Genomic DNA, 15,444 nt, shown 5'->3' with positions numbered 1-15,444 from the left:
ACTAATATCAACGCAAATATAAACTAGAGCCTTGATTTTTCGGTGAACAGGCATAAATCAAAAGCAGTAAAAAACTATATAACCTAAAAAAATAAATTCATTACATGATTTGCTATACAGATTATCAATAAGCCCTTACCCCCTATCTTTTAAAGCACTAGAATATAAAACCACAAAAAGATGTTTTTTTTGCTAAAAACGAATTCTAGTTGAATCATTACGAATACTAAAAGCATATCCTAAAGAATAAGATAAGGAACTACTTTTATATCAAATAGCCAACCTCAAAATAAGCTGTTATGAAAAATGTTGCCATAATCATTATTCTGTTTCAAAGTTTTCAAGGTATCCATGCACAAAAAGTTTTTGCCGATACACAAGAGTTTTTGGTTACTACCGAAATTATGGACCGAGGAGAAAAACACCCCTCATATGTTATAAACCTGGTTCGTTCGGGAGAAGAAAATTCAGATAAAATATCGACTCTTACTATTGAAGACACAGAGCTTTTTGAGGATATCTTTATAACCGCCTTAGAGAACCCTGGACTAGAAGGGGTCTCTAAGGTGATTAAGATGGAAGTTGAATACTTAGCATGTTGTGCTCATGTAGAGTCCTATTATTACATGCTAAAAGAAGATAACACTATTGTAGCCTTGCCTGAACTTAACAATGTGTATTGCGAAAATTCTGACTCCGATTTTCAGTACATATTTCCAAATCAGGAATACGGTATAGAAGGTAATATATTACAAACACAAACATTTTATCAAGGAGCAACAACTAATACTAAATATGTAAACTTAAAACAAAGTTTTACCTGGAACGATGGCGTTTTTGAGGATTCAAAGACAACTGCTATCACTGGGTACTAATTAATCCTAACAGTAATCTCAATCTAATAAACAAAAAGGGGGAAACTTTTGTTTATTATACCGACCCACCCTAACAGGTGGTGTCGGTTTTTTTTTGATTATAACCCGGACCGAAATTCAGTTTGATTATATTTGTTACCAACCAGACAAACCTCTTGTGAACTTAAACTATAAAACCATCTATCTTGTTTCATTCCTGATATTAAGTATTATCGGTTCATTATCAGCACAAAATAATCAACTTAGAGCATATACATTAGAGGATGGATTGCCTCAATCACAAGTTTATGATATCGCACAAGATAAAATAGGCTACTTATGGCTAGGTACTCAAGGAGGTGGGCTCTCCAGGTTTAATGGAGAAGAGTTTAAGGTCTGGAACGAAAATGATGGATTACAGTCTAATTACATTCATTCACTTGCTTTTGTAAATGACAGCCTTTTTATTGGTACTAAAAACGGATTAAGTATTAAGGTTAAGAATAAATTCACTAACCTAGAAGGTCCTCGGATTAACAAAATATGCCAGATAGCCAACAAAACATATCTGGCCACTAATATTGGTATTTATCAATATCGTAAGAACCTAGGTTTAATTAAAATTAATCTTAATTCCAAGATTAACACTAGCATAATTAATGACATCGTTTTTGACGGCAAACTATATTGGGTAGCTACCAATAAAGGACTCTGGAAATTAAATAATATAAAACAGGAAACAAACATTATAGAAAGGCATAGCGCATATGATTTTACCGCTGCCATATTTCATAATAATAAGATATTTGCTGCTGCTTTCAACCAAGGGATTCTGGTTTTAAATACTAATGCAAAAACCTATGGTAATCGCTGGATTCAAAAGCCCGTACGAGTAACAGATATTTCTGTACATAACAATAACGAATTATGGTTTGCTACTGATAATGATGGTATCACAATCCTCGATTTCGAAAAGTATACCGAAAAAAAGAAAATCAATCGAAAAAATGGGTTGTCTGTCTCTCACACCAGAAAAAGCATCTTAGATCGTCAATCTAATATTTGGATCGCCACATCAGGAGGAGGGTTTTATAAATATTTTCAGAATAATTTCACGCACTATGATCAAAATACAGGATTAAAAGGTAATCGCGTATATGCTGTTCATAACACAAAAAATAGTATATGGGCATCTAATTCTGAAGTAGGGCTGGTACAGATCGATTCTCTGGGAATTCATCATATCCCACAGGAAGAACGCTTATCTGAAGTTAAGATTAAAACCATAACCAGTGATAATTCTGGAAATATTTGGGCAGGTACCGAAGGTAAAGGAATTCTGTTTAAAGAGATTAAACAAATTGATAGCATCGCTGTAGATACTATCGATGGTAAAGAATTAAATTCGGATCCAATTATTACAACCGACACTATTGCAATAACGGTTAGCGAAAATCATATCATTGATACCGATAAAGGTTTGCTATCAGACTGGATAAGAACTGTAGAAGTTGTAGACAAAACTATTTGGGTCGCATCTTATTCGGCAGGTATTTCAAAATTTATATACGATCCAAAAAAGAAACGTATAACATCTCTGAAGAAATTTACCAGAAAGAATGGTATTCAAGATGTGCAAATTAGAGACATGAAAAAAGATTCTCTCGGCAAAATCTGGTATGCTACTCAAAATGGGCATCTAGGATATATCGAGAGAAATAAAGTTACACACTTAGGCAATGTTCTAAACCAAAAGACAGCAATTAGCTCGTTACTTTTTCACAAAAACATACTATACCTTGGGACAGCAGGAAGAGGAATCTGGTGGTCTAATCTTGATGAAAATATCGCCTTCAAAAAATTAAAAGGTAGAAAAAAACCTTATTCAGACAATATTTATCAAATGATATTTGATGACAAAAACAATCTATGGGCAGGAAGTGAACGAGGAGTTGACAGAATTGAATTAAACCAATCAAATGATATTGTAGATATTTTTCATTTTGGAAGAAATGATGGTTTTTTAGGAATTGAAACCTGCCTTAATGCTGTCACCAAAGACAATGAGGGAAATCTCTGGTTTGGTGCAATATACGGGCTAACCAAATATCAACCTACAGGGACTACCAAAGCTACAATTAAACCCAGTTTATATTTTGAAGATGTAGAAGTTGCCTATCGTAGTGTAGATTCTATTCAATTAGGCGCCTGGGCAAATAGCAACAATGTTTTAAAACTAACACCAAATCAAACAGAATTATCGTTTAGTTACAAAACTATTGATCTTGATCACCCTAATGATGTAGAGTATCGCTGGAGACTAAACAATTCTGAATGGAGCCCCTGGTCATCAGATAACAAACAAAATCTTGCAGGACTAGCTTATGGACCTCATTACTTCTCTGCGCAATCCAGAAACTACAGATGGGAAGAAAGTGATCCTATTATGTTTCAATTTTTTATTGATAGTCCTATTTATGAAAAAGCCTGGTTTCAATTAGCAGTCTTAGCAATAATTGTACTAATTTTAGGAGGATATGCTTTATCTTACATTAGAAGAGTAAAACGAAAAAATAAGGAAGAACGTAATCGCTTACAAATGCAAAATCATTTACTATCATTAGAACAAAAAGCACTACGTTTACAAATGAATCCTCATTTTATATTTAATGCACTTAATGGCATAAAAGCAATGGGAACTAATAATCCTAATCGTATGAATACTACGATAAATACATTTGCTACTTTGTTAAGAGAAACATTATATAATTCTAGAAAAGATCATATAACTCTGGGTCAGGAAATACAAACTTTAAAGCATTATATAGAGATAGAACAATTAATGGGTAGCAAACCATTTATCTATGATATTTCTATAGATTCTGATTTTGATCCCGAAGAAATCCTAATTCCACCAATGCTAATTCAACCCTTTGTAGAAAATGCTGTTAGACATGGCATCTTAAAAGGTAGTCGCGATGGTGAATTAAAAGTACTATTTCATACTACTGAAGATTTTTTACATTGCACTATATTAGATAATGGGCAAGGTATTTTTCAATCACAAAAAAACAAAACTAAGACAGATCATCAATCTATGGCACTTACAGTGACCCGAGAACGGCTTGAATCAATTTCGGGAAAGGATTCTTTACATATAAAAGAAATTCTCTTAAACGGTAATTCTGTAGCAGGAACCGAGATTACATTTAAAATACCATTAGAAACCGACTATTAAAACAATTATGCTTACAGCAATTATCGTAGAAGACATGCCAGATGCACTTCAGCTTTTAAAAAGTGATCTAAAAGTGAATCATCCAGAAATAAAAGTAGTTGATACTGCCCAAAGTGTAGTTGAGGCAGCAAAATCATTACGCAACACGCAACCCGATATTCTCTTTTTAGATATTATGTTAGGTGATGGTACCGGATTTGATATACTAGAAATATTTCCCGAGCTAAAATCAAAGATCATTTTTGTTACCGCCAGTGATGAGTTTGCCATCAGAGCTTTTAAATTTGCAGCTATTGATTATGTCTTAAAACCATATTCAAATGAAGAGCTAGCTCAAGCTATTGCCCGTGCCAAAGAACAGATCCAACCTAACAAAGAACGTCTTAACATTCTAAAAGACACGTTATCTGCACCAGAACAAAAACCTGATAAAATCTCACTTCATACTCTTGATAAAATTATCATCGTAAATCTGGACGATATTATACGTTGTGAATCTGATAGTAATAACACTATTTTCTATCTTCAGGACGGACAGAAAATTTTTGTAACTAAAACATTGAAATATTTTTCTGACATGCTCAAGAATTATCAATTTCTACGAGTACATCAAAGTCACTTGGTTAATCTACAATGTATTAGTGCTTTTATCAAAACCGATGGAGGATATCTTATGCTAAAAAACGGAGAAAACATCCCCGTTTCGGTACGAAAAAAAATAGAAGTAATGGAAATCCTAGATCGTTTACATAGGTAAAGACCTATAGAATCTAAAAATTATCTCATTAAACTTCGTTTTCTATATCTATCATGTGCGCAACCGTTTTAATCAATCTGTTATGTTTGGTAACAAAAGGATTTGTTTCATCCCATACATAACCAGCTAAAACTGCACATATTTGCCTCTTGATTTGTGGGTTTTCTGGTCGATGGAAAAATAATTTTTGAAGATTTCCCGTATACCATTCTTTTACATAAGATGCAAAAACATTAACTCCGCTCTTGATATATTTCGTGTATTCTTGCTCCCAATCTACCGGTTTGTTTTGTAATTCTTTGGCAACAAGTTTTGCTGCTAATAATGCAGATTCGGTAGCAAATGTAACTCCAGAAGAAAACACAGGATCTAAGAATTCTGCACTATTTCCTGTTAGCACGTATCCTTTCCCGTATAATTGTTTTACAGATTTTGAAAAATTCTTAATTGATATAGGATCAAACATAAAATCAACGTTTTCAAAACGCTTATAAAAATAGTCCGAACGTTGTAACATTTGTGTCAATCTTTCTGTAGCATTACCTTCAAATGAATCCAGAAATTCAGTTGGTCCTACATATCCTATACTAGTAACTCCATTAGAAAAAGGAATTACCCATAACCAGGTTTCTGTATCTATTACATCAAATGTGATCAGTGTTCCTTCATTCCCTTCGGGTCTATTAATATCCTTAACATGAGTAAAAATCGAAGAGTGTTTTGGCAATTCTGAAGGTTGTTCTAAATCTAAAAGTCTGGGTAACACTCTTCCATAACCGCTAGAATCTATAACATATTTTGCAGTAATAACACGATGTTTCCCTTCTTTATCTTTTACAGTAGTTTTTGAAATTTCTCCCTCAAAATCTACCGCAACAACTTCTTCTTCAAAACTGATATCTACCCCTCTATTAATAAGTTCTTTTGTAAGGGCTGAATCAAAATCTGCACGAGGTACCTGCCATGTCCAATCCCAACCTTCTGTGTGCTTCTTACTAAAATCAAAATTACACACTTGTGATCCTTTAATAAATCGTGCTCCTGATTTTACTTCGAACTCACATGCTTTTAAACAATCCAACAGTCCTACTTCTTCAAAATGATCCATACATCTTGGCAAAAGACTTTCTCCGATCACAAATCTTGGAAAAAGACTCTTCTCAACTACTTTCACATTATAACCATTATTATGCAAATAAGAAGCTGCAACACATCCCGAAGGTCCTGCTCCCACTACTAAAACATCAATATTTTCATCATTCATAGCACTATTGTACTTATTAATTCCTTAATTATTATAAATTTGCAAACCAAAATAACTGTTTTATTTTTGGTTATTAAAATATTATTCATTAAAATTTTGAGCAAAATATAGATGCTAACACTAAAAGGGAAAATAGAAATACAGGACTTTTTTGACATTATATTTAAAGAAGAATCGATTGCAATAGACGAAAGTGTTCTAGCAACTGTAGAAGAAAGTTTTAATTTTTTAAAAGAATTTTCTGAAAATAAAATCATTTATGGTGTAAATACTGGTTTTGGGCCAATGGCGCAATACAAAATAAACGATAAAGAAAGAAATCAACTACAATACAATTTAATAAGAAGTCATGCTTCGGGAACAGGAAATCCAATTCCTCCCATGTATGTAAAAGCAGCTATGTTAGCGCGTTTAAACACCCTGTGCCTAGGATATTCTGGTGTTCATAAGTCTGTTATAGATGTTATGACTTCTTTGATCAATAAAGATATTACTCCTCTTATTTATGAACATGGTGGTGTTGGTGCTAGTGGAGATTTGGTTCAATTAGCACATTTAGCCTTAACTCTTATTGGCGAAGGAGAAGTATTTCATGAAGGAGAACAAAAAAACACTAAAGAAGTTTTTGAACAAGAAAATATCAGTCCCATTACGATTGCTTTACGAGAAGGACTTGGCTTAATGAACGGAACATCTGTAATGACTGGAGTGGGACTAGTGAATACTATTTACACAAGAAGGTTATTAAACTGGATGATTACTGCTTCATGTGCAATAAATGAAATTGTAGAAGCATATGATGATCATTTATCACAAGAATTAAACCATGCAAAAAAACATGTTGGACAACAACAAATTGCTAAACAGATGCGAGAGCATTTAGAAAGTAGTTCTTTAATCAGAAAAAGAGAAGAGTATTTATATACCGATCAAACTGAAGTAACTGTATTTAAAGAGAAGGTTCAAGAATATTATTCATTGCGTTGTGTTCCTCAAATATTAGGTCCGGTCTTAGACACCTTAAACAATATTGAAAAAATTCTAATAGAAGAAGTTAACTCTGCTAATGACAATCCTATTATAGATGTTAAGAAAAAACACGTATACCATGGAGGTAATTTTCATGGGGATTATGTTTCTTTAGAAATGGATAAATTAAAAATTGTAGTTACCAAATTGTCAATGCTGGCAGAACGTCAATTAAATTACTTATTAAACTCTAAATTAAACGACATACTTCCTCCTTTTGTAAACCTTGCTAAACTAGGTTTAAACTTTGGAATGCAAGGAGTTCAATTTACAGCGACATCTACTACTGCAGAAAACCAAATGCTATCAAATCCTATGTATGTGCATAGTATCCCTAACAACAATGACAATCAAGATATTGTAAGCATGGGAACAAATGCTGCCTTGATCACAAAAAAAGTTATAGAAAATGCTTTTGAAGTTGTTGCTATAGAACTAATAACCGTTGTTCAGGCAATAGAGTATTTAGAGGTGAAAGATCAGGTTTCCACGAATACAAAAAAGATGTATGATGCCATACGAAATATAGTTCCTATCTTTACAGAAGATGTTGTTATGTACCCCTATGTGAATCAAGTAAAAGATTTTATTATAAATAATGAAGCCAAAGAAGCATAATGAAAATGAGAATACTTTTAATCATTCTTGCTTTTATTCAAACCATATTTCTATACGGTCAAGAGCTCGCTTTAGTTAGAGAAAATAGATTATGGGGTTATATTAACCTCATGGGCGAATATACGATTCAACCTCAATTTAAAGAAGCTAGAAGTTTTCATAATGGTTATGCAGGAGTTCTTAAAAACGGGAAATGGGGATTTATAAATACCAAAGGAGAATGGATTATAGAACCAAAGTACGATAGAGTAAAAGATTTTTACTCTGGATGGGCATTGGTTCTTCAAAAAAATGAATGGAGTTATATTAACAGCTCTAATGAAGTTTTGGATTGTCCCGTTCCAGATAAATATTATGACTTTAATGATGACGGAGTAGCGTTTTTTCAAAAAGGCAAAAAAATAGGATTATTAGATAGTGCCGGCAAATTGATTATAGAGCCCGAATATAACATAATACGTACTTTTGTAAATGGGTATGCCAGAGTGAATAACGGGAAACATTGGGGAATGATTGATAAAAAAGGGGAAATAATTATCCCCTTACAATATAAAGTATTAGGACATTATAGTGCCAAAGGAGTTTCTGCAAAAATGAAAAACGGTTGGGGAATTATAATTGATAACTCTTTTATACCTGTACCAAAAGTCAAAGAAATTGGAAGTTTTTATGATCATTCCGATTTAGCTTTTGCAAAAAAAGGAGGGAAATACGGATTTATCAACACAAAAGGAGAATGGATTATAGAACCAAAATATAGAACTGTCAAACCATTTTATAAAGGATTTGCTCCAGTAAATAATGGTTTTAAATGGGGATATGTGAATGAGAAAGGAGAAGAGCCAATACCATTCACTTATCTTAATGCGGGTTTCTTTGGAAATAACGGATTAGCTAAGGTTCAAGTAGGGAAATGGGGGTTTATAGATACTAAAGGAAACCTTGTAATACCTGCTAAATATGATCTTGCCCCAACCATACTCATTAATGCTAAAAGATTAAAGGATTTTTTGGCTAAAGGATTTGTTAATGGTGCTGTAAGAGTTAAATACAAAAAAAAATGGGGATTCCTTAATAAAAAAGGAGACGTTTTGGGAGATCGATGGTATGTTAATGCAGAACTGTTCAGTAAATAAATATAGATAAGAAATTATTGCTAATAGAGATAAACATAATGACACCAATAAAAATGTATGATGCCATACGAAATATAGTTCCTATATTTACAGAAGATGTTGTTATGTACCCCTATGTGAATCAAGTAAAAGATTTTATTATAAATAATGAAACCATAGAAGCGTGATGAAAACTAAACATTTTTTAATTTTTGTATTTTCTTTTTGTTTGCTGGCAGGATCTGCCCAAGAACTAGCATTAGCAAAATTCGAAGGTAAATTTGGTTATCTTACAAAATCAGGTGATTGGAAAATACCTGCAACATTTGACGTTGCAAAAAACTTTTCTGAAGATCTAGCTGCCGCAAGAAAAGGTAAACTTTGGGGATTTATAAATAGAAAGGGAGAATGGGCTATAGAGCCTGGTTTCGATAAAGTTAAAGCTTTCAATTCTGGTATAGCAGTTGTTTTGAAAAACAAAGAATGGTTTTATATCAACACCAAAGGGGAGAAAACTCTTACCAATATTGATTCTGATAAAATTTATGATTTTAAAGACGGTTTTGCTATCCTAAGAAAAGGGGATAAAATAGGCTTTATCAACACAAAAGGAGAGACTACAGTAACTCCAAAATTTTCGAAAGCGTTCAATTTTGAAAATGGATATGCCAAAGTAAGAGAAGATGAAAAATGGGGATTAATAGATCCTTCTGGTAGTTATTTTGTAAAAACAACATATGATGGCGTTAGTAATGTATATCATAACACAATTGTAGCTACCCAAGGTCTTAGACATGGATTGATTATTAACGGAGAGTTTAAAGAAATATCAGGAGCTCAAAAAATCTGGGATTTCTCTGTAAATGGAGAATACACTTACGCTAAAAAAAATGATAAAATTGGTTTTATCAATAAAAATGGAGAATGGATAGTTGAACCCACCTACGATAAGGTAAGAGCTTTTAATAACGGGTTAGCACCTGTGCTTAAAGATGGTAAATGGGGATATATTAATACTAGTGGCGAAACTGTAATTCCTTTTAAATTTAGAGACGCAGAAATATTTAGTAAAGATGGGTTAGCACCTGTTAAATCTAAAAAACTTTGGGGATTTATAAATACAAAAGGAGAACTTGTCATAGAAGAGAAATATGAAATTACAGCTGGTGGTTTTTCTATTTTCAAAAAAAATGCGCAAAAAGGGTTTGTAAATGGCTTAGCAAGAGTTAAACAAAAAAAATCTTGGTGTTTTCTAAACACTAAAGGAGAAATACTTAAAAACATGTGGTTTGAAAACTTAGAGTTATTTAATTAATAAAACTATTAATCTTAATCCTTAATCGATTGAAATAACTATTACATCTTACCCAAAAAACGATATCTAAAATAAATGAAGTGTGCTTTAATAACAGGTGGCTCAAGAGGAATTGGAAAAGCAATTTGCATACAACTCGCTAAAGATACCGACTATCATATATTAATTAATTACAATAGTAACGAAACTGCTGCAAAGCAAACTCTTACAGAAATAGAAACTAATGGCGGAACTGCAGAAATTATTCAATTTAATGTAGTTGATGCTGATCAGGTAAAAACTAAGTTAGACACCTGGCAAGAGAATAATAAAGATGCTATTATTGAAGTCATCGTAAATAATGCAGGAATCACGAAGGACAACTTATTTATGTGGATGACCCAGAATGATTGGCAAAATGTTATTAATACTTCTCTTGATGGTTTTTATAATGTAACAAATCATTTAATTCAAAAATTACTACGAAACAGATACGGTAGAGTCATAAATATTGCTTCTGTATCTGGAGTTAAAGGAACAGCTGGGCAAACTAACTATTCTGCTGCCAAAGGTGCTATAATTGGTGCTACTAAAGCTCTGGCACAAGAAATAGCAAAAAGAAATATCACAGTAAATGCTGTTGCTCCGGGGTTTATTAAAACTGACATGACCAATGAGTTGGACGAAAAAGAACTTAAAAAATTAATTCCAGCCAATAGATTTGGAGAAGCTGAAGAAGTAGCGCATATCGTGTCGTTTTTAGCCTCCAAGAAAGCTTCATACATTACTGGTGAAGTGATTAATATAAATGGTGGAATTTACTCGTAAATTAATTTAGAATATATGAGAAGAGTTGTAATCACAGGAATGGGTATATATTCTTGTATTGGTAAAAACCTAGAAGAAGTAAAAACATCATTATACAACGGAACATCTGGAATTGTTTTTGATGAAAAAAGAAAAGAGTTTGGATATCGTTCTTGTTTAACAGGAATGGTAGCAGAACCAGAATTAAATAAATTACTTTCCCGAAGACAACGTATTAGTTTAGGGCAAGAAGGAACATATGCATATATAGCAACACTCGAAGCTTTAAAAAATGCAAATATAGATCAATCTTTCCTTGATCAAAACGAGGTGGGCATACTTTATGGCAATGATAGTACCGCACAGTCGGTTATTGAATCTGTAGAAAAGATCAGAGAAAAAAAAGACACCACATTAGTAGGTTCTGGAGCTATTTTTAGAGGGATGAACTCTTCTGTAACTATGAATCTTTCTACAATTTTTAAACTTAGAGGGATCAACTTTACGATTAGCGCAGCTTGTGCCAGTGGGTCCCATGCTATCGGAATGGCATATCAGTTTATAAAAACAGGATTACAAGATTGTATTGTTTGTGGAGGAGCTCAAGAAATAAACCAGCTTGCCATGGGAAGTTTTGATGGCTTAGGAGTATTCTCTACAAATACAGAACATCCAGAAAAAGCCTCTCGCCCATTTGATACTAATCGAGATGGATTGGTACCCAGTGGTGGATCTGCTACTCTTATTGTAGAGAGTTATGAATCTGCAATCAAAAGAGGAGCAACAATTCTGGGAGAAATTATAGGATATGGATTTTCTTCAAACGGTGAACATATTTCTACTCCTAATGTTGATGGTCCATCCAGAGCTATGAAAAAAGCGCTCCAACAAGCAAATATCCAAACATCGGCCATAGATTATGTAAATGCTCATGCAACCTCAACTCCTGTTGGAGATGCTAATGAAGCAAAAGCTATCTTTAATGTTTTTGGAGAAAACGGACCTCATGTGAGTTCTACAAAATCTATGACAGGCCATGAATGCTGGATGGCAGGAGCTAGTGAAGTGATCTATTCTATGCTCATGATGCAACATTCTTTTATTGCACCAAATATAAATTTGGAGCATCCAGATGAAGATGCTGCTAAACTAAATTTGGTTAATAAAACCCTAGATAAAAAAATTGATGTATTTTTGTCTAATTCTTTTGGATTTGGGGGAACAAATTCCGCGTTAATAATAAAAAAATTTAATAAATAGAATATGGATAAAGAAGTTATTATTGAAAAGATAAACGACTTTCTTATTGATGAGTTTGAAGTAGAAGGGGAAAATATTTCACCAGAAGCAAACTTAAAAGAAACTCTTGAGCTAGATAGCTTAGATTTTGTCGATCTTGTAGTAGCTGTAGAATCCAATTTTGGTGTAAAATTAATAGGCGAAGATTTTATCAATGTTGTAACACTTCAAAATTTTTATGACCTTATAGAAAATAAAATAAAATCGCTATAAACATATATGACTACTGAATGGAAAGGAAAGTCCAGAGGTACAGTACTTGGGTATAAAATATTTGTTTTCTTTATTAAAAAAGTTGGCTTAGGCTCTGCCTATTTTATTTTATACTTTGTTGCTATATATTTTTGTTTTTTTGCCTTATCTAGTAGTAGATCTATATATTACTATTTAAACAAGAGACTTAAATACCCTAGATTTAAAAGTTTTTTAAAGATATTCCAAAGCTATTATGTTTTTGGCCAGACTATTATAGACAAAGTTGCCATATCATCGGGTCTTAGAAATAAATTTACGTACGAGTTTGATGGTGTAGAACTAATAAATGAAACCTTAAAGGAAAAAAAAGGAGGTATTCTTATTAGTGCTCATCTTGGTAATTTTGAGATTGCTGAGCATTTTTTTGGTGAGCTTGAGGAAAATGCCGCAATTAGTCTTTTAACCACAGACATAGAGCATACTGCAATTAAGAATTACCTTGATAGCGTTACTTCAAAATCTAATATTAAATTTATTTTCATCAAAGAAGATCTTTCTCATATTTTTCAAATTAACGCCGCTTTGGCTAGAAATGAAATCGTATGTATTACAGGAGATCGTTATCTAGAAGGTTCTAAATATTTAACACAAGATTTATTAGGACAAGAAGCCAAGTTTCCTTCTGGGCCTTTTATGTTAGCCTCTAGATTAAAAGTACCTGTACTTTTTGTATATGTAATGAAAGAAACAAATACTCATTACCACCTTTATGCAAGAAAGGCCAAAGCAAAACATAGAGATGCCAAAGAACTACTAAAAGAATATACAGAAAGTGTAAAATGGATGTTAGATAAATATCCATTACAATGGTTTAACTATTTCGACTTTTGGAATGGAAACAACAAATAAAATGAAACATGTTTTAGTAATCCATTATTCGCAGTCCGGACAATTGTCAGAAATTGTTAAAAACATAGTTTCTCCTATGGCTTCTTCTGAAGAAATAAAGGTAACACATCATAGAATTGAAATGGAAAAACCTTATCCTTTTCCATGGAATAAAAAAGCTTTTTTTGGTGTTTTCCCAGAAGCATTTCTTCAGATACCAGAAAAAATCAAACCAATTCCTTCAGAAATAACAAATCAAAAATACGATTTAGTGATACTTGGCTATCAAATCTGGTATCTAACACCTTCTATCCCTACCAATTCTTTTTTAAAGTCAGAAAGTGCTAAAAAAATATTGGATAACACACCTGTGATTACAGTAATCGGATGTAGAAATTTGTGGATTCAAGCGCAAGAAAAAATGAAAATTCTTTTAGCATCTTGTAATGCAAAACTAGTAGGGAATATTGCCTTAGTAGATAGACACATTAATCACATAAGTGTATTAACCATAAAGCACTGGATGTTTAAAGGAAAAAAAAGTCGATTTTTAGGTTTTTTCCCTAAACCAGGGGTTTCTGATAAAGACATAAAGAATGTAGCAAAATTCACTCCTTCCATAAAGGATGCATTACTTGCTAGTAATTTTTCAGGATTACAAAAAAAATTGGTACAATTAGGTGCGGTAAAAATCAAACCGTTTCTAGTTATTGTAGATAAGCGAGGCAATATTATATTTTCAAAACTAGCCAACTTAGCTTACAAAAAAGGAAAAACAAGTAAGACTGGACGTGAAAATCTCCTTATTTTTTTTAATTATTACTTGTTATTTGCTATTTGGATTATAGCACCACTAGTTTTTATTGTATTTTTGACTGCTTATATTTTTATGTATAAAAAAATTAGCAGAGAAAAAAAATATTATTCATCTGTTGATACAAAAAATAATTAATGAAAGACGTATACATTACCAGAATATCAAAGTTTTTACCTAACGACCCGATCGATAATGATCAGATGGAAGAGAGATTGGGCATTCTAGATGGAAAAGTATCAAAAGGCCGAAGAATTGTTTTACGAAATAATCAAATAAAAACCAGATATTATGCGATTGATAATGATGGAAATATAACACATAATAATGCTCAGCTTACTAAAGAAGCTGTAGAGCTTTTGTGTGATGAAAGTTTTACTACAGAAAACATTGAATTATTATCTTGTGGTACAGGTAGTCCTGATCAAATATTACCATCACATGCCGCTATGGTTCACGGGTTTTTAAAAAATGGAAATGTAGAAATTAATTCCCCTTCGGGAGCCTGTTGTTCTGGTATGAGTGCTTTAAAATTTGGTTACCTTGCAATCAAATCAGGGCAAAATACTAATGCAGTTTGCACAGGATCTGAGCGTGCATCTTCGTGGATGAAATCAGATGTTTTTAAAAATGAAATAGAGCATTTAAAAAAGTTAGAAGAAACACCAATCCTAGCTTTTAATAAGGATTTCTTACGCTGGATGTTATCTGATGGTGCCGGAGCTTTTCTTTTAGAAGATAAACCTAATGGTCATCTTCCTTTAAAAATTGAATGGATGGATGCGTATTCTTATGCTCATGAAATAGAAGCATGCATGTATGCAGGAGGAGATAAACTAGACAATGGAGAACTCAAACCATGGAGCGAATACCCATCAGAAGAATGGGCACAAAAATCATTATTCGCGATAAAGCAAGATGTTAAATTACTATCAGAAAATATTCTAACAAAGGCTGTAGAAACCTTAGTTAAAGTATTTGACAAACATGATATTAACCCAGAAGACATCACGTATTATTTACCACACATTTCTTCATACTATTTTAAAGACGCCTTATATGAAGCTATGAAAGATAACGGTGTAGAAATACCTTGGGAAAATTGGTTTATCAATTTAAGTAAGGTAGGAAATGTTGGTGCTGGTTCTATTTATATTATGCTAGAAGAATTAGTGAATACTGGAAAATTAAAAAAAGGAAATAAAATTTTACTTTCTGTACCAGAAAGCTCCCGTTTTTCATATTCGGTGGCACTTTTAACTGTTTGCTAAA

Annotated in this window: 14 protein-coding genes; 13 read left to right on the top strand and 1 reads right to left on the bottom strand. The window is 32.6% G+C overall.

Annotation, left to right across the window (positions count from 1 at the left end; genetic code table 11):
* Positions 1 to 299 precede the first annotated feature (299 nt).
* From Z054_RS0121035 to Z054_RS0121025, 3 genes are all read left to right on the top strand, one after another.
* The gene (locus tag Z054_RS0121035; protein ID WP_024772008.1) at positions 300 to 875 is read left to right on the top strand and encodes a hypothetical protein; all 576 of its coding nucleotides are present in this window, start codon (positions 300 to 302) and stop codon (positions 873 to 875) included.
* Between the two features lie 157 nt (positions 876 to 1,032).
* Entirely contained in the window at positions 1,033 to 4,092 is a 3,060-nt protein-coding gene (locus tag Z054_RS0121030; protein WP_024772007.1) for a sensor histidine kinase, read from the top strand.
* 7 nt (positions 4,093 to 4,099) lie between these two features.
* Entirely contained in the window at positions 4,100 to 4,849 is a 750-nt protein-coding gene (locus Z054_RS0121025) for a LytR/AlgR family response regulator transcription factor (RefSeq protein ID WP_035092955.1), read from the top strand.
* 28 nt (positions 4,850 to 4,877) lie between these two features.
* On the opposite strand, the gene Z054_RS0121020 is transcribed toward Z054_RS0121025, so the two are convergent.
* Positions 4,878 to 6,113, bottom strand: coding sequence for an NAD(P)/FAD-dependent oxidoreductase (locus Z054_RS0121020; protein WP_024772005.1), 1,236 nt, complete (start codon positions 6,111 to 6,113; stop codon positions 4,878 to 4,880).
* Between the two features lie 111 nt (positions 6,114 to 6,224).
* Between Z054_RS0121020 and Z054_RS0121015 the strand changes: the two genes are divergently transcribed.
* The 10 genes from Z054_RS0121015 (at position 6,225) to Z054_RS0120970 (ending at position 15,443) form a co-directional block, all read left to right on the top strand.
* Positions 6,225 to 7,760, top strand: coding sequence for an HAL/PAL/TAL family ammonia-lyase (locus tag Z054_RS0121015; RefSeq protein WP_024772004.1), 1,536 nt, complete (start codon positions 6,225 to 6,227; stop codon positions 7,758 to 7,760).
* 5 nt (positions 7,761 to 7,765) lie between these two features.
* Complete coding sequence (locus tag Z054_RS0121010) at positions 7,766 to 8,896, top strand: WG repeat-containing protein (protein ID WP_241461438.1); 1,131 nt, start codon at positions 7,766 to 7,768, stop codon at positions 8,894 to 8,896.
* A gap of 38 nt (positions 8,897 to 8,934) precedes the next feature.
* Entirely contained in the window at positions 8,935 to 9,063 is a 129-nt protein-coding gene (locus Z054_RS32605) for a hypothetical protein (protein WP_262482458.1), read from the top strand.
* Complete coding sequence (locus Z054_RS0121000) at positions 9,063 to 10,190, top strand: WG repeat-containing protein (RefSeq protein WP_024772002.1); 1,128 nt, start codon at positions 9,063 to 9,065, stop codon at positions 10,188 to 10,190. The genes Z054_RS32605 and Z054_RS0121000 overlap by 1 nt, the downstream gene beginning before the upstream one ends.
* A 75-nt stretch (positions 10,191 to 10,265) precedes the next feature.
* Positions 10,266 to 10,997: a 3-oxoacyl-ACP reductase FabG gene (gene fabG, locus Z054_RS0120995; RefSeq protein ID WP_024772001.1), complete on the top strand. Its 732-nt coding sequence runs from the start codon at positions 10,266 to 10,268 to the stop codon at positions 10,995 to 10,997.
* 15 nt (positions 10,998 to 11,012) lie between these two features.
* A complete protein-coding gene (locus tag Z054_RS0120990) occupies positions 11,013 to 12,236 on the top strand; it encodes a beta-ketoacyl-[acyl-carrier-protein] synthase family protein (RefSeq protein ID WP_024772000.1) in 1,224 nt (407 codons plus the stop codon).
* 3 nt (positions 12,237 to 12,239) lie between these two features.
* Positions 12,240 to 12,488, top strand: a complete 249-nt coding sequence (locus tag Z054_RS0120985; RefSeq protein ID WP_024771999.1) for a phosphopantetheine-binding protein — start codon at positions 12,240 to 12,242, stop codon at positions 12,486 to 12,488.
* A 6-nt stretch (positions 12,489 to 12,494) separates the two neighbouring features.
* A complete protein-coding gene (locus Z054_RS0120980; protein ID WP_024771998.1) occupies positions 12,495 to 13,379 on the top strand; it encodes an LpxL/LpxP family acyltransferase in 885 nt (294 codons plus the stop codon).
* Position 13,380: 1 nt separating this feature from the next.
* On the top strand, positions 13,381 to 14,310 hold the full coding sequence (locus Z054_RS0120975; RefSeq protein WP_024771997.1) for a hypothetical protein: 930 nt from the start codon (positions 13,381 to 13,383) through the stop codon (positions 14,308 to 14,310).
* Positions 14,310 to 15,443, top strand: a complete 1,134-nt coding sequence (locus Z054_RS0120970) for a beta-ketoacyl-ACP synthase III (protein WP_024771996.1) — start codon at positions 14,310 to 14,312, stop codon at positions 15,441 to 15,443. The genes Z054_RS0120975 and Z054_RS0120970 overlap by 1 nt, the downstream gene beginning before the upstream one ends.
* The last annotated feature ends 1 nt before the right edge of the window (position 15,444 follow it).

This window comes from Aquimarina macrocephali JAMB N27, assembly GCF_000520995.1.
Taxonomy (GTDB): Bacteria; Bacteroidota; Bacteroidia; order Flavobacteriales; family Flavobacteriaceae; genus Aquimarina; species Aquimarina macrocephali.
The sequence above is the reverse complement of the archived record's forward strand: the minus strand, read 5'-3'. Positions and strand labels throughout refer to the sequence as shown.

Bases quoted from the DNA above. Each gene is read 5' to 3' on its own strand.
- Z054_RS0120990 (WP_024772000.1), top strand. From the start codon at position 11,013: ATGAGAAGAGTTGTAATCACAGGAATGGGTATATATTCTTGTATTGGT.
- Z054_RS0120975 (WP_024771997.1), top strand. From the start codon at position 13,381: ATGAAACATGTTTTAGTAATCCATTATTCGCAGTCCGGACAATTGTCA.
- Z054_RS0120980 (WP_024771998.1), top strand. From the start codon at position 12,495: ATGACTACTGAATGGAAAGGAAAGTCCAGAGGTACAGTACTTGGGTAT.
- Z054_RS0120985 (WP_024771999.1), top strand. From the start codon at position 12,240: ATGGATAAAGAAGTTATTATTGAAAAGATAAACGACTTTCTTATTGAT.
- Z054_RS0121015 (WP_024772004.1), top strand. From the start codon at position 6,225: ATGCTAACACTAAAAGGGAAAATAGAAATACAGGACTTTTTTGACATT.
- Z054_RS32605 (WP_262482458.1), top strand. From the start codon at position 8,935: ATGACACCAATAAAAATGTATGATGCCATACGAAATATAGTTCCTATA.
- Z054_RS0120970 (WP_024771996.1), top strand. From the start codon at position 14,310: ATGAAAGACGTATACATTACCAGAATATCAAAGTTTTTACCTAACGAC.
- Z054_RS0121020 (WP_024772005.1), bottom strand. From the start codon at position 6,113: ATGAATGATGAAAATATTGATGTTTTAGTAGTGGGAGCAGGACCTTCG.
- Z054_RS0121025 (WP_035092955.1), top strand. From the start codon at position 4,100: ATGCTTACAGCAATTATCGTAGAAGACATGCCAGATGCACTTCAGCTT.
- Z054_RS0121035 (WP_024772008.1), top strand. From the start codon at position 300: ATGAAAAATGTTGCCATAATCATTATTCTGTTTCAAAGTTTTCAAGGT.
- Z054_RS0121010 (WP_241461438.1), top strand. From the start codon at position 7,766: ATGAGAATACTTTTAATCATTCTTGCTTTTATTCAAACCATATTTCTA.
- Z054_RS0121000 (WP_024772002.1), top strand. From the start codon at position 9,063: ATGAAAACTAAACATTTTTTAATTTTTGTATTTTCTTTTTGTTTGCTG.
- fabG (WP_024772001.1), top strand. From the start codon at position 10,266: ATGAAGTGTGCTTTAATAACAGGTGGCTCAAGAGGAATTGGAAAAGCA.